17 protein-coding genes and 1 pseudogene are annotated in these 18,162 nt (G+C 70.2%); 11 read left to right on the forward strand and 7 right to left on the reverse strand.

What is annotated here, in order from left to right; translation table 11 throughout:
- A pseudogene (locus tag ACIP98_RS32550) lies at positions 1–220 on the forward strand (IS110 family transposase); the annotation flags it as partial.
- A gap of 174 nt (positions 221–394) precedes the next feature.
- Here the strand turns inward: ACIP98_RS32550 and ACIP98_RS32555 are convergent.
- The 3 genes from ACIP98_RS32555 to ACIP98_RS32565 form a co-directional block, all read right to left on the reverse strand.
- Entirely contained in the window at positions 395–1,273 is an 879-nt protein-coding gene (locus ACIP98_RS32555; RefSeq protein WP_401979345.1) for a hypothetical protein, read from the reverse strand.
- A gap of 157 nt (positions 1,274–1,430) precedes the next feature.
- Positions 1,431–2,759, reverse strand: a complete 1,329-nt coding sequence (locus tag ACIP98_RS32560) for a VanZ family protein (protein ID WP_401979346.1) — start codon at positions 2,757–2,759, stop codon at positions 1,431–1,433.
- A gap of 192 nt (positions 2,760–2,951) precedes the next feature.
- Positions 2,952–3,527, reverse strand: a complete 576-nt coding sequence (locus ACIP98_RS32565; protein WP_401979348.1) for an ArsR/SmtB family transcription factor — start codon at positions 3,525–3,527, stop codon at positions 2,952–2,954.
- Between the two features lie 77 nt (positions 3,528–3,604).
- On the opposite strand from ACIP98_RS32565, the gene ACIP98_RS32570 reads away from it, so the two are divergent.
- From ACIP98_RS32570 to ACIP98_RS32580, 3 genes are all read left to right on the forward strand, one after another.
- Positions 3,605–4,339, forward strand: coding sequence for a hypothetical protein (locus ACIP98_RS32570; RefSeq protein ID WP_401979349.1), 735 nt, complete (start codon positions 3,605–3,607; stop codon positions 4,337–4,339).
- Between the two features lie 189 nt (positions 4,340–4,528).
- Positions 4,529–5,173 (forward strand): class I SAM-dependent methyltransferase, encoded by a 645-nt coding sequence (locus ACIP98_RS32575; protein ID WP_401979351.1) that lies wholly within the window; start codon positions 4,529–4,531, stop codon positions 5,171–5,173.
- A gap of 35 nt (positions 5,174–5,208) precedes the next feature.
- Positions 5,209–5,766, forward strand: coding sequence for a hypothetical protein (locus tag ACIP98_RS32580; RefSeq protein WP_401979353.1), 558 nt, complete (start codon positions 5,209–5,211; stop codon positions 5,764–5,766).
- 47 nt (positions 5,767–5,813) lie between these two features.
- On the opposite strand, the gene ACIP98_RS32585 is transcribed toward ACIP98_RS32580, so the two are convergent.
- On the reverse strand, positions 5,814–7,133 hold the full coding sequence (locus tag ACIP98_RS32585) for a helix-turn-helix domain-containing protein (RefSeq protein WP_401979354.1): 1,320 nt from the start codon (positions 7,131–7,133) through the stop codon (positions 5,814–5,816).
- A gap of 236 nt (positions 7,134–7,369) precedes the next feature.
- Between ACIP98_RS32585 and ACIP98_RS32590 the strand changes: the two genes are divergently transcribed.
- On the forward strand, positions 7,370–7,891 hold the full coding sequence (locus ACIP98_RS32590; protein ID WP_401979355.1) for a hypothetical protein: 522 nt from the start codon (positions 7,370–7,372) through the stop codon (positions 7,889–7,891).
- A 228-nt stretch (positions 7,892–8,119) separates the two neighbouring features.
- Positions 8,120–8,287 carry a hydrophobic protein gene (locus ACIP98_RS32595; RefSeq protein WP_319664107.1) on the forward strand — a complete coding sequence of 56 codons (168 nt, stop codon included), beginning with the start codon at positions 8,120–8,122 and terminating at the stop codon, positions 8,285–8,287.
- A 228-nt stretch (positions 8,288–8,515) separates the two neighbouring features.
- Here the strand turns inward: ACIP98_RS32595 and ACIP98_RS32600 are convergent, their stop codons facing one another.
- From ACIP98_RS32600 to ACIP98_RS32610, 3 genes are all read right to left on the reverse strand, one after another.
- The gene (locus ACIP98_RS32600; protein ID WP_319664106.1) at positions 8,516–9,202 is read right to left on the reverse strand and encodes a hypothetical protein; all 687 of its coding nucleotides are present in this window, start codon (positions 9,200–9,202) and stop codon (positions 8,516–8,518) included.
- Between the two features lie 343 nt (positions 9,203–9,545).
- Positions 9,546–10,127, reverse strand: coding sequence for a hypothetical protein (locus ACIP98_RS32605; RefSeq protein ID WP_401979358.1), 582 nt, complete (start codon positions 10,125–10,127; stop codon positions 9,546–9,548).
- 243 nt (positions 10,128–10,370) lie between these two features.
- Positions 10,371–10,967 carry a TetR/AcrR family transcriptional regulator gene (locus ACIP98_RS32610; RefSeq protein ID WP_401979359.1) on the reverse strand — a complete coding sequence of 199 codons (597 nt, stop codon included), beginning with the start codon at positions 10,965–10,967 and terminating at the stop codon, positions 10,371–10,373.
- Between the two features lie 236 nt (positions 10,968–11,203).
- Here ACIP98_RS32610 and ACIP98_RS32615 point away from each other — a divergent pair, with 236 nt between their 5' ends.
- The 5 genes from ACIP98_RS32615 (at position 11,204) to ACIP98_RS32635 (ending at position 18,107) form a co-directional block, all read left to right on the forward strand.
- A complete protein-coding gene (locus ACIP98_RS32615) occupies positions 11,204–12,805 on the forward strand; it encodes an MFS transporter (protein ID WP_401979449.1) in 1,602 nt (533 codons plus the stop codon).
- Positions 12,806–12,938: 133 nt separating this feature from the next.
- On the forward strand, positions 12,939–13,841 hold the full coding sequence (locus ACIP98_RS32620; protein WP_401979361.1) for an NAD(P)H-binding protein: 903 nt from the start codon (positions 12,939–12,941) through the stop codon (positions 13,839–13,841).
- Between the two features lie 116 nt (positions 13,842–13,957).
- Positions 13,958–14,140 carry a hypothetical protein gene (locus tag ACIP98_RS32625; RefSeq protein ID WP_319664102.1) on the forward strand — a complete coding sequence of 61 codons (183 nt, stop codon included), beginning with the start codon at positions 13,958–13,960 and terminating at the stop codon, positions 14,138–14,140.
- A 155-nt stretch (positions 14,141–14,295) separates the two neighbouring features.
- A complete protein-coding gene (locus ACIP98_RS32630) occupies positions 14,296–14,541 on the forward strand; it encodes a hypothetical protein (RefSeq protein WP_401979362.1) in 246 nt (81 codons plus the stop codon).
- A gap of 836 nt (positions 14,542–15,377) precedes the next feature.
- Positions 15,378–18,107 (forward strand): glycosyl hydrolase family 95 catalytic domain-containing protein, encoded by a 2,730-nt coding sequence (locus ACIP98_RS32635; RefSeq protein WP_401979364.1) that lies wholly within the window; start codon positions 15,378–15,380, stop codon positions 18,105–18,107.
- Positions 18,108–18,162 lie beyond the last annotated feature (55 nt).

Genomic DNA, 18,162 nt, shown 5'->3' on the forward strand with positions numbered 1-18,162 from the left:
AGGAGGAAACCGGCAACTCAAACGCGCCATGTTCCTGTCCGCGTTCGCCGCCCTCCACGACCCCCCGTCACGCGCCTACTACGACCGCTGCCGAGAGCGAGGCAAAACCCACACCCAGGCCCTCCTCCGACTCGCCCGCCAACGCATCAGCGTCCTCTTCGCCATGCTCCGCGACGGGACCTTCTACAAACCGCGCCCTTCCGCAACAGCCACCGCCTGACCAGCACAGGCTTGACGAAGGACATAGAGGCACCCCCCCCGCGGCGCCACTGACGAGTCCCCCCCGCATGCCCGCGGGCCGCGCGGCGGCCGGTGGTGGCGGGGCTCCGGCGGCACTCGCAAGGGGCCGTCCCCGCACCTGCAAGCGGGGGACGGACAGGCCGGCACCTCTCGGTCAGCCCTCCTGGGGACGAGCCGGTGCGGCCGGCAGGCGGGTCGGTCGGGCACGGTGGGCTGCCCGAGCGGCCCGGCGCTCCCCGGCCAGGGCGAGCACCGTGGCCCTTGCTTCCTCTCCGTCGTCGAACGGCGCCGGGGAGAACCGGCCGCAGGCCCTGACGTGCCGTTCCCAGTCGTCCTGCCAGAACTCCACGGTCCAGCCCGGCCACAAGTCCGGTATCTGGTACGCGTGCGGGGAGGACCACAGGGTCCACCAGCCCAGAGCCCGGCGCTCCGGCTCGAGGTGGATGCCGGAGTTGACGTGCAGGCGGCAGACTCCGTGCCCCGGAGCCTCTGCCAGACGGTCGAGCAGGGCGATGCCCTCACGGACGGGGTGGTCGAAGCAGTCGGAGGCGACGTGGCAGCGGTCGGTGCCGACCGTGATCACGACACCGCCCGGGTCGGGCCACGCCAGATCCTCGTCGCCGGGGGCGAGGAGCGGGGCCAAGGAGAGGTCCCGGTCGCGGCGGCGGACGTACTCCGGGTCCAGCCCGACGTGCTCGCGCAGCTCGGCGGCGCCGTCGTACAGCCGGCGAACCTCCCAGCCCGGCCACGCCGCCCGGATCAGGTCGAACGCGGCCGCGCGGTGGCGAAGTTCGGCGCTCGGGCCCTCCCAGGCGAAGAACAGCAGTATCTTCCGGCCGAGGTCGAGCAGTATTCCGCCCTGCGCCATGATGTCGTCCAACCACCAGCCGTCCTGGTGGAGTTCAGGGAGCATGGCGAGCAACGCCGACGGCCCGTCGAGCAGGTCGAGGTCGATCCCGACGGCCCAGCCGGTCCGGTACAGCTCATGCGTGCCGTTCTCGCGGACCACGACGACGTTGGCTCTGTCTCCCATGGGGTCAGGATGCCGGGGCCGCGGGCTGCCGGCCATCCGGTTTCGGCGGCGGCCCGCCCGCCCGGTGTCGAACCGGTCCGGGCGGCGGGCCGTGCCCTGTTGGCCGCGGCCGTCCGTTTGATCCGGCACGGAACCGGCAGGCGTGTCCTCCCACTGATCAGCCGTTCTGCGTTCGAATCGGAACGTTTTGTCCGGTGATGGAGTCGATTCCGATGACCTGGCCCGTTTCGTCGCCGATTCCGGTGGGGAACAGCCAGACGGTGTGCCACGTTCCGTCCTGTTGCTCCAGGGCGAGGGTGCCCTTTCCGAAGGTGATGTCCGGGGGAAGAACGAAGTCGGGGGTGTGGTGCGCGGCGGCTTTGGCCTGTGATTCGGTGAGCTTGGGAGCCGGTACATGGGTGGGGTCGGCGACTTCTCGTACGAGGAGGCCGGAGAGCCGGCCGAGTCGGTCGATCTCCACGTCGAGTCGCATGGGCATGAGGACTCCGTGGACGGTGCGCCGCCAGCTGACGCTCCATCCCCGCCGCCCACCGGCGACCGGAGAACTGGCGATCCGCGAGCCGGGCAGGGCCCAAGGGAAGCGCTGCTGCACGTAGTGCGTGGCGATCGTGCGGGCGTCCTGCTCGCTCTTGGGGGCGGGAAGGCCGTCGGCGACCGGTACGGAGCCGACGAGGGAGGGGTCCACGCCTTGCTCGTACGCGGGGAAGTACGCACTGAACTCCCCGTCGTCCGGCCAATTCATGGTGAGTGACCCCTTGCCGACCACTGCGGCGAGGAACTTCTCTCCGGGAAGGTACTGCACCTTTCGGACGGTGAGCTGCGTCCCGAAGGCCTCGCGGACCCGCGCTTGGGCGGCCTTGCGCATCTCGGAGCTGCCGTACTGGACGCTCGTGGCGTCGACGAAGAGCAGTTGCATCAGCAGGAATCCGGCGAGCGCGTCGACAGCGAGTACTCCCGCGAAGGACCAGGCGAACGGTCGGGGGCTTCCCCGCCAGGCCGGGACACGCGTACGGGTCGCCGCAGCCGTCAGCGCCCAGCCCAGAGCCGCGCCCGCCACGGCGCCGGTGGAGTTGGCCACCCAGTCCGAGCTGTCACAGACGCGCGCCACCACGGGCACCGTGCCCTGGACGACTTCGATGGTCAGGCTCAGCGCACTGGCGCCCAAGGCGACAGCGACGGGCTGCCGGAGCGCGAGGGCGCCGAAGAAGCCCAGGGGGACGAACAAGGCGACGTTGAGCAGCCCTTGATCGTTGAGGAACGCCTCGCTCATCTGGCGGTTGACGGTGCAGTTTCCGACGTATCCGCTTCCGGATCCCCAGAAGGTGAGCAGCAGGACGGCGACGGTGCTGCCGGCGAAGCAACTGGTCGTCAACGGACGCGGATGACTACGGCGCGCCCACGCGTAGGTGGCCGCCAGTGCCACGAGGGTCAGGAGTACGGCGAACGCGATGAAGCGTCCGTGGCCGGCGAAGACTGCCTGCAGCATGTGAAGGGAGTTCCCATGGTCGTGGCTGACCGGCCGCCGTTGCTGGGGGAGGGCGGCCGAGGAGAGGTCCACAGTGTGTCAGCAGGCAGCGACGCGGGGAGTGGTGATGTCGATCATTGTGGCCGGCGCCCCACGCATCCGGCGCCGGTCGGACGTTCGGCGGGCAGCGGGCAGCGGGCAGCGGGCAGTCGGTCAGTCGGCGGGCAGGCCGAACCAGCGGAGGAGTACTGGTCGTGCGTCGTCGGGGGCGTCGTCCTCGGGCCCGCGGGCATAGCGCGCGAGCAGGGCCAGATAGTCGTCGTGGAATGCGTCCAGCTCACCCTTCGTGAGGTGGATGAGGCTGCGTGAGCCCCGCATCCAGCCCTCGGACTCCGCCTGCCCGGCGGTGAACTGCCGGGCGAGCTCGATGTCCTCCTCCATCCTCATGCGGTCCAGTTCGGCAGACATGACGCGCTCGGCCTCCGTCAGCTCATCCTGCGGCGGTCTGCGGATGTCGAGGCTGCGCACTCCGCGCCACCAGCGTTCACGCCCGGTGGAGCGCTCGGGGATGTCCTCGATGAGGCCACTGCGCTCCAGCATGCGCAGGTGGTAGCTGAGTGTCCCGGTGTTCTCGCCGAGAGCGGCGGCCAGCGTGGTGGAGGTGGCCGGGCCCACCGCGCCGAGGTGGCGCAGGATCCGCAGACGCAGGGGGTGCGAGAGCGCCTTGAGCACCTCGGGGCTGTTGACCGTGTGCCGCCCTGCGGCTTCCGCTCTCCGCTCGTTCGTCATGGCGACAGTCTATCCGGATGGCAGCCATTTCTCTGCAGAGCTTCCTCTGCAGAGGAATTTCTGCAATGCTGTGGTGCATGACACCGAACCGAATGACCTTGAATCGCGGCGTCCGCCGCTTCACAAGTGCTGTCGCGGGAGCCCTGCTCGCCGGTCTTGCCCTCGGCGCCGCACCAGCGCACGGGGCTGAACGGGCGGCGGATCTCCCGGACTTCGACTTCTCCGCCTGCCCGAGTGTCGACGAGCTGCCCCCGGACGCGGACCCCGGCACCTGGCGTTGCGAGGTCATGCACGCCACGGGCCGTCTGCGCATGGGCGCCGTCGACGAGCCGCTCACCGAACCTATGGAGATCGCCTTCGCCGAAGGCCGTGTGGACGGTGAGTTCCGCCAGGTCTTCGGGGGGATGGCCGCCGCGCCGATCCAGGTGGCACGCACCCCGTTGACCCTGACTCCGCAGTACGGCGGCTACTCGGACTTCCTGTCGGACGACACCCGGCGCGGCGAGTTCGACATCACGTTCGCCATAGGCTGGGTGCACGGGCTGCCGGCCCTGCCGTCGTCGGGCTGCTCGGTGGGTGACCATGAGGACGCGGTCCACCTGGTGCTCAAGGACACCGATCCCACCCGCGTCATATCCCAGGACCCCCTGGTCGCCGCCTTCGGTGCCCAGGACGTGGAGTTCGCCGCCCCGGGCACCAGTGGCTGCGGCCCCCTGAAGCGCGTGCCCGACCGGGTCCTCGGCCTGCCGTCCGCGGCGGGGACGAACGCCTTCGACATGGATGTCATGGTGGCCATTCGGCCCTACGAGTAGACCGGCGCGATTGAGTGGTCATCAGTACCGTGATCCACCCCCGGCCCGGCAGCGGCCCGGGACGCCCTGCCGTGACGGCAGACGTTGAGCGGCGTGGTGTGACGGCCGGATGTCGGCGGCGGTGGATGTCGCGCAGGTCAGCTGAAGGACGTGCCCTGTCTGTCGGTTGCCTGGTCTAGGGTCGCGCGCATGGCTGAGCCCTCCTTTCTGAGCGCCGTCCGCGAGTCGTACGACACGGTCGCCGCCGCTTACGTCGAACGCGTCCCGCCTCCGGCCGAGATGGACCCGCTGTCACGCGCGATGCTGGCGGCATTCGCCGAACTGGTGCGGACGGCGGGTCCGAGGCCGGTCGCGGACCTGGGGTGCGGCCCCGGACGTGTGACGGCGCACCTGGCCGGGCTGGGGGTGTCCGCCTTCGGCGTCGACCTGTCGCCGAAGATGGTCGGGCTGGCCCGGCACGCCTATCCGGACCTGCGGTTCACGGAGGGCTCGATGACCGCGCTGGAGATGACCGACGACGAGCTCGGCGGCATCCTGGCCTGGTACTCCACCCATCACACGCCCCCGCAGTGGCTGCCGGATGTGTTCGCCGAGTTCCACCGCACGCTCGCGCCCGGCGGCCACCTGCTCTGGGGAGACTATGTCGGCAATGAGCGGCTGCAGCCGACGCACGGCTATGGCCGTCCCGTGTCCTACGAGTCGTACCTCCTGCCCCTGGACCGCATGGTCGACCTGCTGGAACAGGCGGGACTCGTCGTCACCGCGAGGCTGGAGCAGGAGCCCGGCGGACGCGTGAACCGACCGCACGCCTGCCTCCTGGCCCGCAAGCCCTAAACGCCCTGACGGGCGGGGCGGACGCTCGGCCGGGATTGGTCGCTCTCGGCCTGCTCGGCGAGCCGGCGACCGTCCCCTTCATCGGACGCTACCTGGACAGCCCGATCGCCGAGTTGCGCTGGGCCTCCGCCTTCGCGTTGACGCGGTTCGGCATCGCCGTCCCGGCCGTCGTCGACGCGCTGGCGCAGGTCGTCGCCCGGCCGCCCGGGAAGACCGCGACCATGTCGTTCCTGAGCGGCTCCTACCGCGGTCTCGCGGCGATGGCCCTGGCCGATACGTCCGAGGCCACGACGCTCCAGGCGGTCGATGACATGCTCGCCGGGCCGGCGGCCGGTACGGGCGTCGAAGGGTTCCATGACAGGCACTGCACGGCGCGGATGCTGTTCGGGCTGGTTTTCGCGGGCGATCCCGCCGAACTGCCGCACTCCTTCGGCGACCTGAGCGACGTGCAGCAGCGTGTCCTGCGCTTCTTCGCCGACCAGGACGAGGTCGCCCTGCCATCCGGTGCCACGGAAGCCCTCCGTCGGTGGAAGGTGCCGACCAGGCGCGCCGACCTGCGCGTCTACGCCGGGATGGTCCAGGGGGGCCAGTAGCCTGAGCCCGCCCCCTCGCCATGGGTCGGGTGCGCGGCTGGTCCTGCTCAGCTGTCGAGGAGGGTCCAGCCCTGCCTCGCGTACCAGTAGCGCGGCAGGCCCTTGATGCCGCTGGTGCGGAATGCCAGACCGTGGTCGTCGATGCGTTCGGTGCCGGTACGGCCCTGCGAGGACCAGTCGAGTTCCAGGTACCAGCGACAGTCGCAGCCCGCGGTCCGGGCGTCGACCAGCAGCACCTCGGGATCCTTCGAGGACACCCGGTAGGGCATGCGCCTGGCCGGGATCGTCCTTCCCGCCTCACTGCCCTGGACCGAGCGGGCGATCGGCCGGTCCATGTCCAGATCGACGGCGAACGAGCGAGGACTCATGTCGCTGCCGCAGCCTTGGCCTGTGGAGTAGACGGTGCCCTTCACCGGGGCGGCCCGTCCTACGACGCGGACCCGCAGCGCTTCCAGGACGACGGCCGCGTCCGTCCGCCCCTGCACGGAGATGGCGACGAGCGTTTGGCCGCCGTGCACAGCGCCTTGTGTACGCGCCCAGGGGGCGGCGTCCTGTGGGGCCGGGGGCGGCGGCACCTGCTCGGGGGCCTTGTCGATGACGTAGTCGTGCATGCAACCGACCGCCCAGAGCTGGGAGTCCACGGTCCATGTGAGGGGCGGGGCGGTGGGGGAGGCATGGGCGGAGGATTGCGCGGACGGGCTCGACGGGTGCTCGCCCAAGGCGGGTGCGGACGGAGCCGGGGAGCCGTGCCGTGCGCCGACGGTCTGCGTGGTCGCCTTGCCGGACGCCTGGCCCCGGTTGTCGCCGGTGGTCCAGGAGTAGCCGGACGGCAGGGCGGACAGGCCGCCCAGGGTGGCGATCAGCGCGGTCACGACAGCTGCGGTGACCACGGAGCGCCGCCTGTGCCAGGGCTTTCGTGATGCGGGGCGCGACGCTGCGTCGTGCTCGCGCGACGAGCCGGTACGGGCTTCCGCGAAAATCTGCCGGGCTTCGGGCGACGGGCCGGAGGACGGGTCGGACTCTGCCGCGGACACCCGCTCCGCCGTCCCGTCGGACAAAGGGCCCTCGCCGGCTCCGGCGACCTCCGGTGCGGCATCCGTCGCCGTCCGGGACCGTTGCCGGGCCGCCACCGCCAGGACCCACCGCCGGTGTAATTCGACCCGTTCGGCCGGACTGGCCTCGCACATCGCGGCGAACCGTTCCACGGGCGCGAAGCCGAGCGGCACGGCGTCCCCCGCGCAGTAACGGTGCAGCGTCGAGGCGTTCATGTTCAGGCGGCGCGCGAGTGCCGCATAGCTGCGGCCCGTGCGAGCCTTCAGACGCCGCAGCAGGGCCGCGAACTCCTCCACCTCGTCCTGGGTCGACACCGGTTCTCCCCGTCTCGCGTCCCAGGACGGCATCCCAGGCACTCCCTATAAGGAGAGGTCAACAGGCCTGGGATGGTTCCACCGTTGCGGATGGGGCGCCGTCCGTTGTACCCGGACCGCGACGCCGCCGATGCTCTTGGTGTCGCCGGAGCCGCCCCCGCACCACGAGGGTCGAGGACGCCGCCCCGCACACAGCGACGCACTTCCGCAACCGTCGAAATCGGGGAAACACACTGATGAACAGCAATACGACCGCCCGCAAGCACGTCCGCCGCACCGCACTGATCGCCGGCCTCGTCGCCGCCGTCGCCCTGCCGGTGGGGCTCACCGCCTCGGCACAGGCGTCCGTCACCGCCCCCGCGAAGGTGTCCGCAGCCGCGCCGGGGTCGGTCAGCGGCACGACCGGCCAAGCGGTGACCCGGGTCGCGGACTTCTACGGCGCGTACATCGACGCCAAGGGCGACTACGAGGACCCGGACGGCACGCTGGCCACGGCGCTGCGCAAGCACTACCTGACGACCGAATTCGCCCAGCGGCTGGCGGCCTGGGAGGAGGACAACGGCGCGGACGGCGTCCTGCGGGCCCAGAACGTCCCCGCGCAGTGGAAGGTGACCGACAACGGCGCGGTGGGCAACGGCCACGAGGTCGTCGTCACCCTGACCTTCGGCAGCGGGGCGACGACGCAGAAGACCAAGCTCTTCGTGCTGTTGGAGCGGTACGACCACATCGCCGACATCGAGACCACCAGCGCTCGCTGACGCGGAGCCGCGCCGCCGCCCGGTCGTCCCGGCCGGGACAGGGCACCGGGACTGGCCGACGGATGCCTGCCGGGGGTACGGGTTCCGCCCGCGTCCCTGATCGCATGACCGTCTCCGGTGCGCCCTCGGCCCGTCGCCGGGCGGCGCTCGGTCCGCTTCGCCGTTGCCCAGGGTGCTGCGCATAGCGACCGTTGGGCGGGGCAGACGCGGGGTCAGGAGGTTGATGACATGGTTCCTTTGGTGCTTGTTCTGCTGTTGGCCCTGATCCTGTTCGGCGCGGGGTTCGCCCTCAAGGCGCTGTGGTGGATCGCGATCATCGTCTTGGTGGTGTGGCTGCTCGGGTTCGTCTTCCGGGCCGCCGAGGGTGGCGGACGTCGCCGCTGGTACCGATGGTGACCTGACACCGCTCAGTCCAGGGGTGGGGTTCGTGCAGCCGGCAGGGCCGCGAACCCCACCCCTTTTGCGCTGCCCTGCCGCGTTGCGGGTAGACGCACCGGTAGCGGCTCGCCGGCATCGCGTTCCGGAACCAGCGCGTACCTCCCCGGCGAGCCGCCCCGTCCTCGCCCCTACCGCGAGCCTGCGCCCTCGCATGAGGTGCCGCGCGGACCCTGCTTCACCCGGGGCCTACCGTCCGGCAGCCGCCGGGGCCCGCGCGGCAATCGACTTCGGGCCGCAAGAAAGGCGTGCGGCTTCGCGAGCGGCGGCCGGATCGGGCTGGGCCCTGCCGTCGACGACGATCCGCGTGTCGCACTCAAGGGTTCCCCCGCCCTCGACGGTCCAGCTCTTCGCATGGCCGGTGGTCACGGTCTTGGCGTGGGGGCATGTGTACCGGAAGTCCGCTTCTACGACGTACGTCTCCTCGTACATCACGAAGCGGCCTGCCCCCTCCGACGAGATGGCCCGGCTTGCGTTGGGGTCATCTGGTTCTCTGCCAACCTCGGCGAAGGCGAAACCGGCGGCTTCGTCGCCTTCTTGGGCCTCACCGACGAACTTGGCCAGGGAGAACAACACATCACGAGACGGCAGCGCCGGGCCACGTGACGACACGGCGGTCTCGGGCCACGACACCCGGTGTTCGAGCTGCTTGAACTTGCCGCCGCCCTTGCCGAGGGTCTCCACATCGGAGAGGGCGGAGAGCCGGATGGGCCGCTCTACGTTGAACCACTGGTAGATACCGTTCGCGCACGCCTTCGGGCCCAGGGCCAGGGCCGTCGCGGATGCCTTCGGTTCGGTGTGCGCAGCGGTTGCGGTGCAGGCACCGGTGCCTGCGACCGCCAGGGTGGCGGTGAAAGCAGCGATCGAACGCCTCATGGCGATTCCTCACAAGATGCTCATGGCTGGTGGCCTCTCGCCGCGGGAGTGAGAGGCTGCCGGTTGATCGCATAGTAGGCACCTGACGTGGACAGCCGTTCCGCGGGCCGTGTCACGGGCCGGGCAGCGGTCATGAGGATCGGCCCGGCCGTGGTGGTGGAACCGCGTGAAGGTCTGCCATCGGGCCCGGCCCCGGGCCTGTCCGGAATCCGCTCCGTGCCGCTTGCCGGTCGGATCGCAGGGTTGCCGTACGAGGCGGGGGCCCGGCAGTTCCCTGCTGGGCCCCCGGAATCCGTTCGCGCGGTGACCAGGGCAGTGCCCGGTCGTCGCCCGGTCTCGCCCGTTACGGCATGGTCAGGGTGGCCAGGGGGTGGTCCGCGGCGTCGAGGACGGTGACGCTGTGGAAGTAGCGGCCGATCGGCGCCGGAAGCGGCCTGGGGACAGGGCTGGTGGCGTACCAGGCGCCCCAGCCCGGGTGTCCCGGCAGCCGCACGACGGTGCCGGTGACCGTGCCGTCGTCGGTCACGACCTCGACCTTGGCCGCGCTGTCCGGGGCGACGTACACCCCGGACAGGAAGAACTGGTCACCCACCGTTTCGGCCTGCAGCTCCACGCTGGGCTCGTGGGGGTCGATGTTGCCGTCCACCACGCTGCGGAACTGGCCTTCGGGCATGTCGGGGGTGGTCCAGTGCTTGCCGTCCCTGGTGAGCCACAGCTCCACACCCGCCGCCGCGTGGACACGCTGGCCGGGCCGCACGATCCGGGCGGACTCGGCCTTCACGGCGTGAGCGGTGGCGCCGGCGGTGATGTGAGCCGCCGCCTTGCCCGGCGCCTGGGCCGGCGTCAGCGCGTGCGCCACCGTCGGTACCCCTGTCACCGCCGCCGCTGTCACCGCGGCCGCTACGTACTTCTTCATTCGGGTCATGGACAAGGCTCCTTGCTGACTGTCGATCACGTCGCTGGAGGTGCGCTGCGCCCCTCCGAAGCCCTAAACCACCGTCCGTCGCGCTTTAGTTGTCGGCCTTCGTCGACTTCTCCGAGTTGGCCGAAACGCGTCCCGTCGCCCCGCACCTCCGCGCAACCACGAGCTCCTGCGGCCGCTGCCGGACGGCGCGCTGCGCACCATGCGCGGCCCGCGACGGGCGGCCGCCCCGTCAGCCGGTTCCGCTCAGTCCGTGCGGTGCCGTGGCGCGGACTGCCCGGAGTCGATTCCTTCGAGAGCCGTGCGTGCGGCCTGCAGCAGTTCTTCGGAGATCGGGTTGCCCCGCGTGGCGCGGGCGAGGACGAGGGCACCGACCATGGTGCAGAGCTGGGCCATGCCGTCGTCGTCACCGGTGGCCAGACGGGCGGCCCGGTTCCGCACCCCGTTGATGTAGATGTGCTGAGAGCGGGCGGCCTGCTCGGGCTCGCGCCCCAGGTCGGCGGCGAATCCGGAGACGGGACAGCCGTCCCCGGCGTGATCGCGGTGCCAGATCGAGAGGTATCGGTCGATCAGCGTGCGGCGGGCGGTTTCGTGGTCCCCGGAGGGCTCCTCCAACCCGGCCGGCAAGTGTGCCGCCGGATCCTCGAAGGCGTGGGCGATGGCCTTGTCGACCAGGTCCTCCTTGGAGGCGAACTGCTTGTAGAACGCTCCGTGGGTGAGCCCGGAAGCCTTCATCAGGTCGGCGATGCTGACCGCCGTGCCCTTCTCGCGGAACATCCGGGAGGCCGTGGCCACGACGTACTGCCGGTTCTCCTGCGCTTGCGCCTTGGACGCGCGGCCCACGGGATCACTCTCCTAAATAACTGTCGCTTGTCATCTATCCTATCCCGTGTTTAGTCTGATGACGACATCTATTTTCGTCGGCGAGGCGACACTCCGCAGGTCAGGCAGGGCCTGAAGTTTCCCCGCCGTCGTAGCCGGCCGTTCCCGCCCGGCCATCGCAGAGCCATCGAGCACACTGGAGACGCCCCGTGGCATCACCGCCCACTCCCGCCGAGCCCTCGACGCCCGAGGAGTCCATGCCCGAGGAGTCCACGCCACTCGTGCCGCCCGCCCGGCGGCAAAGGGTTTCCGAGGTCGTCCACCGCCGGCGCTGGGCCGTCCTGGCCGTGCTCGCGTTCAGCCTCCTGGTGGTGATGCTGGACAATTCGATCCTCAACGTGGCGATGAAGACCATCGCCCAGCCCGCTCCCACCGGTCTCGGCTCCACCCAGAGCCAGCTGGAGTGGGCGGTCAACTCCTACACGCTGGTCTTCGCCGGACTGCTCTTCACCGCGGGTCTGCTGGGTGACCGGCTCGGCCGCAAGAAGGTGCTGCTCTTCGGCATGGCCGTGTTCGGTGTGGGATCCGTGCTGTCCGCGCTGTCGGACTCCTCCGGGCAGCTCATCACCTTCCGCGCCGTGATGGGCTTCGGCGGCGCCTTCATCCTGCCCGCGACGCTCGCGATCATCATGAACGTCTTCGAGCCCGAGGAGCAGCCCAAGGCCATCGGCATCTGGACCGGTGTGGTCGGTTTCGCCATAGCCGCCGGCCCCATCGCCGGTGGCGTCCTGCTGGAGCACTTCTGGTGGGGCTCGGTCTTCCTGGTCAATGTGCCGATCGTGGTCGCCGCGATGGTCGCGATGGTGGCGATCGTCCCCGACTCCAAGGACCCCAGGCCCGGCAGGCTCGACCCGGTCGGCGTGCTGCTGTCGGTCGTCGGTCTGGCGGTGCTGGTCTACGGCATCATCAAGGGCGGCCAGCTGGGTGACTTCACCCGGCCCGAGGCCTGGGCGACGATTCTCGCCGGCCTGTCGGTCCTCGCCGGGTTCGTCGTGTACGAGGCCCGCAGCGACCACCCGGCCCTCGATGTCGCCTCCTTCCGCAACCGGCGGTTCTCGGCCTCCGTCGCCGCCATCGGCCTGGTCTTCTTCGCGCTCATGGGCGTCACGTTCTTCAGCGTCTTCTACAACCAGAGCGTGCGCGGCTACAGCGTCCTGCAGTCCGGACTGCTCGTGCTGCCGCTGGCCGCCTCCCAGATGTTCTTCGCCCCGCGGGCCCGGCTGGTCGTCGACCGCTTCGGCGCCCGAGCGGTGTGCGCCGCCGGCCTCGTCCTGACCGCCATGGCCTTCGCCGGCTTCCTGCTGCTCGGCCAGAACACTCCCATCTGGGTGCTGGAGGTGCTGTTCTTCCTGATGGGCGCGGGGATGGCCCATGTGATGCCGCCCGCCACCGTCATGATCATGTCGTCGCTGCCGCGGGAGAAGGCCGGCTCCGGATCCGCGGTCAGCAACACCTTCCGGCAGGTCGGCGGGGCCATGGGCGTCGCCGTGCTGGGGTCGCTCCTCTCCACCGCCTACCGCAACGGCATCGACGGCCACCTCGACGCACTGCCCACCCCCGACCGGCACGCGGCAGGCGAATCCGTCCAGGCCACCCTTGCCGTCGCCGAGAAGCTCGGACCGGCCGGCAGGGCCCTGGTGCAGCCCGCGCACGACGCCTTCATCCACGCCATGCACCTCACGGCGGCCGGGTCCGCAGCCGTCGCCCTGATCGGCGCGGTCGTCGTGCTGGTCTTCCTGCCGGGCAAGGCTCCTGCCAGGGCCGCCGGGGCCGCCGAGCCCCAGCACCGGACCGCCTGAGCCCGAAGAGCCGCCATGACGTGCGGAATCGCCGCACGGACCCACGGCGGCACCACGGGGCCGACGGTTCCGCTGACGCACTGATCACACCTCAACTCACCTATTGCCTGCCCCATTCGAAGGAGATCGCCCGATGGTCGACAACAACCTTGTCCTTGTCCCCGGTGCCGGCGGCGTGGGCCGCACGGTCTTCGAGCACCTGCGTGCTCAGGACGTGCCGGTGCGTTTCATGGTCCGTCGTGAGGACGAGCGGGCCGCCGAGCTGCGGACGCTCGGCGCGCAGGTCGTCGTCGGCGACCTGACCCGGCCCGAGACGGTGGCGGCGGCGCTGCAGGGCGTGACGCGGATGTACTTCGCGATGCGCGTGTCGCCGGATCACCTGCTGGCGGCGACCGTGGTGGCCTCCGTCGCGAAGGAGTACGGGACGCTGGAAGCCCTGGTCGACCTGTCCCAGATGACGGTGTCGCAGATGACCGCCACCAGCACGGAAGAGTCGCACCAGCAGCGGCTGCACTGGCTGGCGGAGCAGGTCTTCGACTGGTCGGGCCTGCCCGTGGTGCACATCCGGCCGACGGCGTTCCTGGACAGTCCGCTGTTCACGACGATGGCGGCGCGGTCGATCCAGGAGAACGGCACGATCGCGCTGCCGTTCGGCACCGGGCGCACCTCGCCGGTCGCCGTGGACGACGTCGCCCGGGTCGTGGCCACTGTGCTCCGCGATCCGGTTCCCCACATCGGGCAGGTCCACGAGCTGACCGGGCCGCGCGCGGTCGACATGACGGAGCTGGCCGAGGAATTCTCCCGGGCTCTGGGCAGGCCGGTGACGTACGCGGACGTGCCTCCGGAGCGGTGGGAGGCCCAACTCCCGAAGCTGGGGATGCCGCCGCACATCGAACAGCACGTCGCCATCATGGCCCGGCTGCACCGGGGCAACCGCTACGACCGCACGGCCGACGGAGTCGAGCGCGTGACGGGCACCCCCGCCCAGTCGATCGAGGCGTTCGTCGCCGCCCGTAAGGACTTCTACCTCGGCTGAGCGGCCCCGGCCGGCCCCGCGACGATGCTGTCGCGGGGCGGCCGACGCCGAGGCCAGTCGGACAGCGCAGTCGGGCCATGAGATGCGCAGGCGCCGACGGAAACCGGGGTGACATCGTGATCCAGCCACCCCTAGGGGTCGGCCCACGACCGCTGACCTCGCAGGGTCTCACCCGCCGTCCGATCGTCCCGACGGACGCCGCCGCCCTGGCCGGGCTGCTCCACGCGATCGAGGCGGTCGACACTCTCGGTGAGTACTACTCCGAGGAGGACGCCCCGACCAGATCAACGCCCCTCTGATCGACCTCGACCTCGACCTCGACCGCGGCACGGTCGGCGCGCCGAAGGGGTGCACCGGGTGACGGTCAGCGGAGGCGTGCACCCGGACCACCGCCGCCGCGGACTCGGGTGCGGAGCCGCTGTCCGCAGGGATCGCGGGTGCGAAGGCGCTGCACGTGATCCATCACCCCCGCCCGCGGCTCGCCGTCGACGTCCGGAACAACGCGCGCAACGACAGCGCGCTCGCCCGCTACCGGGCCGCAGGCATGACGCCCGTGCGCTGGTACTCCCACTTGCGGCATCCACTCGGAGCCGCCGTCGTCGACGTGCCGACGCCCGACGGCCTCGTTTTCGAGGGCTACTCCGCCGACAACGACGCCGAGTTCATCGTCATCAGGCACGAGGCCTTCCTCGTCCGCTGAGCCGGGGTCCCGACGTCGCGGCAGCAGTGGCGCGCGTGGCTCGGTTGGCCGGCCTTCCGCCCTGGCCTCAGCTTCCTGCTGCGCGATGCGGACCGCGGCACCGCCGTCGGCATGCTGCTGACCTTCTCCTGGGACGCGGACACCGAGGCGACCGGCGTCCGTGACGCGCACACCATGACCCTCGCGACCCGCCGCGCACATCGCAGGCGAGGCGTCGCCGGGGCACTCATCCCCACACACTGCGCTGCGCACAGGACGCGGGTTTCGACCGGGCGAGCATCGAAGTGGACGCCGACAGCCCGGCGGCGGAAACCGGCTGTACGAGCGCGCCGGATTCATCGCCGCCCGCACCGAAGTCCGCTACGCCCTCGACGCGTGAACGCGATTCGGTCGACCGGACAGCAGGTGTGCTCCGCCGCTGCTGCGGGGTCGCTGAGGCCGGGGTCCACGCGCGTCGCGCCGTAGACGGCGAAACGTCCGGCCGACGATTTCGGCCGGACGTTTTGCGCTGAGTGTTGACCCGTCAAGACATCCGATGTTCACTTCCCTTGACGCGGCCATGCCGACGTCGTGCTGTTCCCGCACGCCGTACCCCCCGCTTGCCGTCGGCGCTTCGGGACTGAACAGTCTCGCGCGCCCTGCTCTGGTATTTCCGTTGTATGTGTCCCGATCGGCGCATCGCTTCGCCGTGCCCGCGTATGGCGCGGGGAGCGAGTGCGCCGTAGCAGCAGTCCGGCCCAGTCATCCGATCAATCTCGCTCGACGTCGACCGGTAGCGCTCCAGCCTCGCGCTGTCCCGCACCGGTCGTCACCCCCACCAGCAGGGAGGGCATTCGATGAGACTGCGCAGACTCGTGCGAGCCGCGCTCGCAGCCGTCTGCATCATGACCGCCACCGCCGTCGGCCTCTCGGCCCCGGCAGCGGCGGCACCGACGGACGCCGCGTTCGACTCCGCCACCGGAGCCCTGAACGTGGATCGCGCCGCCTACCTGTCCCAGCACGACCTCGTCTACAACCGGCCCAACACCAACCCGCTGCACGGACTCACCGTCGGCAACGGCCGTACCGGTGCGATGGCCTGGCAGAACAACGGGCTGACCATGCAGGTGTCCGGTGTGGACACCTCGCAGCAGACGGCGTTCGGCGCCGGCATGCTCAACCTGTCCACGACCCCGGCGCTCGAGAGCGGTTACAGCACCTACCAGCAGCGCCTGTCGCTCTACGACGGCACCCTGACCACCAGGTACGACGCCAATCGCACGGTGACGGTGATGGGCGTGCCGAACTCCGAGGTCATGGGCGTACACGTCGAGGACTCGCGCTCCGGCGTCTCCGCGATCAACCTCGACCTGGGCCTGTGGGACGTCTCCCAACTGGGCAACAGCGGGGACGTGCCCGACCTGAACACCTGGAAGACGGTCTCGACGTACGCCGACTCCACGGGCGCCGGAATCAGCCGCGGCCAGTCCGACCCCCAGAACTTCGGCTACACGCTCGCGGCCACGGTGGAGGGAGCGGCCTACAGCACTCGGGTCGTCGACGGACGGACCGTGCGGCTGTCGATCACCCCCTCGCGCAGCTACACCATCTGGTTCACCGCCAGCACCCGGCTCAACGCGCCCTCCCACGACTCGGTCGCCGAGGCGAAGCGCGCGCTGGCATCGGCCAAGAGCCGCGGCTACAGCGCGACGCTCGGCGACTTCACGTCCTGGTGGCACGACTTCTGGGGCAAGTCGTTCGTGCAGTACTCGGGGCTGTCCGGGGACGCGGACTACCTGGAGAACGTCTACTACCTGAGCACGTACATGATCGCCGCCGGGGGATACGGGACCAATCCCTTCCACTTCATCAACGGCGTGTTCCGCGCCACCGGCGACCAGACCAAGTGGAGCAACGCCTACTGGTACTGGAATCAGCGCGACGTCTACAACTCCTTCCTCGCCTCCAACCACCTCGATCTGCTGGCCGGCTTCAACCGCCTCTACAGCCGCAACTCGGCGGCGCTGAAGGCGTACACCAGTACCCGCTACGGCGTCGACGGGCTGTGGGTGCCGGAGACCATGGGCTGGGACGGCAACGCCCGGGGCACCGTCAACAGCGACTACACGAAGAACATCTGGTCGACGGGCACCGAGGCCGCGTACAACATGTACCTCCAGTACGCGTACACCAACGACACCTCCTACCTGCGGAACACCGCCTACCCCTTCATGCGGGACGTGGTGAAGTTCTACGCCGCCAAGCTGTCCTACGACTCCGCGTCCGGGAAGTACTACGTGGCGAGTTCGAACGCGCACGAGACGTACTGGAACGTGCCGAACGCGATCACCGACCTCGCTGCCGTGCGCACCCTGTTCCCCCTCGCGATCCGCACGTCCCAGACCCTGGGCCTGGACTCCGACCTGCGGTCGCAGTGGCAGCGGATCGTCGACAACCTGATCGCCTATCCCTCCACCGCCGACGTCTATCTGCCGCACACCCCGCCGCTCGCGCAGACCCGGAACGGGGAGAACGTCGCGGCCGAGATCATCTGGCCCTACGACCGGACCGGCATCGGCTTCCCGGACCAGCAGAAGGCCGTGAACACCTTCAACGCCCGTCCCTTCCCGTACGGCAACGTCTGGGCGAACGACGCCGTGCAGGCGGCCCGGCTGGGGCTGGGCGACCAGGCCTACCAGGGCATGAAGACGATGCTCCGCAAGTATCAGACCTATCCCAACGGCATGACCGACAACACCAACGGCGTCTTCGAGTACCTCGGGGTGCACCTCACCGCCCTCAACGAGTCGCTGCTCCAGTCCTACAACGACAAGATCCGGGTCTTCCCCGCGGTGCCCAGCGACTCCTCGTTCACCGGACGGTTCACCCTGCTGGCCAAGGGCGGCTTCACGGTCAGTTCGGAGCGCGAGGCCGGCGAGGTGAAGTACATCGGCATCAAGAGCCTGTACGGCAACACGACGCGGATCGTGAACCCGTGGGGGAGCCAGCAGGTCAGGGTCCGTGACGTCTCCGGCGGCACGACCGTGCTCACCACCAGCGCCACCGAGTTCGACCTCCCCACGGCCGCCGGGAAGGTGTACGTGGTGGAGCGCACCGCCAAGCCGCTGTCCTCCTACGCGTCCGTACGGCTCACCGGGTCCGCGAACCAGGGCGAGAAGGCGCTGAGCGGCACCACCTCCACCCTGGGTCTGGCGCAGACCGCCAACCCCATGGTCAACGACACCCAGTTGACCTACGACAGCAACTGGTACCCGACCAGCGGGCGGGGTTACGGCGACTACAACGACGACACCCACCACAGCACGACGGCGAACGCCGTGGCCCAGTACACCTTCACCGGTACGGGAGTCGCCTACCTCTCCGAACGCAACGGCGACATGGGGCCGGTCGACGTCTATCTCGACGGCGCGTTCCAGTCGACGGTGGACCTGCGGGTCTCCGGCGCGCGGCAGGCGCAGCAGACCGTCTGGCAGCGCAGCGGACTGACCCGGGGATCGCACACCATCCGCATCGTCAACCGCAGCACCTCGGTGGGGATGGTGGACGCCCTGCGCATCACACCCTAGGAAGTCCGTGGACCGGGGGCGGCGCATGCCCCCGGTCGTACCCTCGGTCGTGCCC

The sequence above is a fragment of the Streptomyces sp. NPDC088354 genome (assembly GCF_044753585.1).
Classification (GTDB): domain Bacteria; phylum Actinomycetota; class Actinomycetes; order Streptomycetales; family Streptomycetaceae; genus Actinacidiphila.

Bases quoted from the DNA above. Each gene is read 5' to 3' on its own strand.
- ACIP98_RS32605 (WP_401979358.1), bottom strand. From the start codon at position 10,127: ATGACCCGAATGAAGAAGTACGTAGCGGCCGCGGTGACAGCGGCGGCG.
- ACIP98_RS32560 (WP_401979346.1), bottom strand. From the start codon at position 2,759: ATGCTGCAGGCAGTCTTCGCCGGCCACGGACGCTTCATCGCGTTCGCC.
- ACIP98_RS32565 (WP_401979348.1), bottom strand. From the start codon at position 3,527: ATGACGAACGAGCGGAGAGCGGAAGCCGCAGGGCGGCACACGGTCAAC.
- ACIP98_RS32590 (WP_401979355.1), top strand. From the start codon at position 7,370: ATGAACAGCAATACGACCGCCCGCAAGCACGTCCGCCGCACCGCACTG.
- ACIP98_RS32570 (WP_401979349.1), top strand. From the start codon at position 3,605: ATGACACCGAACCGAATGACCTTGAATCGCGGCGTCCGCCGCTTCACA.
- ACIP98_RS32600 (WP_319664106.1), bottom strand. From the start codon at position 9,202: ATGAGGCGTTCGATCGCTGCTTTCACCGCCACCCTGGCGGTCGCAGGC.
- ACIP98_RS32595 (WP_319664107.1), top strand. From the start codon at position 8,120: ATGGTTCCTTTGGTGCTTGTTCTGCTGTTGGCCCTGATCCTGTTCGGC.
- ACIP98_RS32635 (WP_401979364.1), top strand. From the start codon at position 15,378: ATGAGACTGCGCAGACTCGTGCGAGCCGCGCTCGCAGCCGTCTGCATC.
- ACIP98_RS32615 (WP_401979449.1), top strand. From the start codon at position 11,204: ATGCCCGAGGAGTCCACGCCACTCGTGCCGCCCGCCCGGCGGCAAAGG.
- ACIP98_RS32575 (WP_401979351.1), top strand. From the start codon at position 4,529: ATGGCTGAGCCCTCCTTTCTGAGCGCCGTCCGCGAGTCGTACGACACG.
- ACIP98_RS32620 (WP_401979361.1), top strand. From the start codon at position 12,939: ATGGTCGACAACAACCTTGTCCTTGTCCCCGGTGCCGGCGGCGTGGGC.
- ACIP98_RS32555 (WP_401979345.1), bottom strand. From the start codon at position 1,273: ATGGGAGACAGAGCCAACGTCGTCGTGGTCCGCGAGAACGGCACGCAT.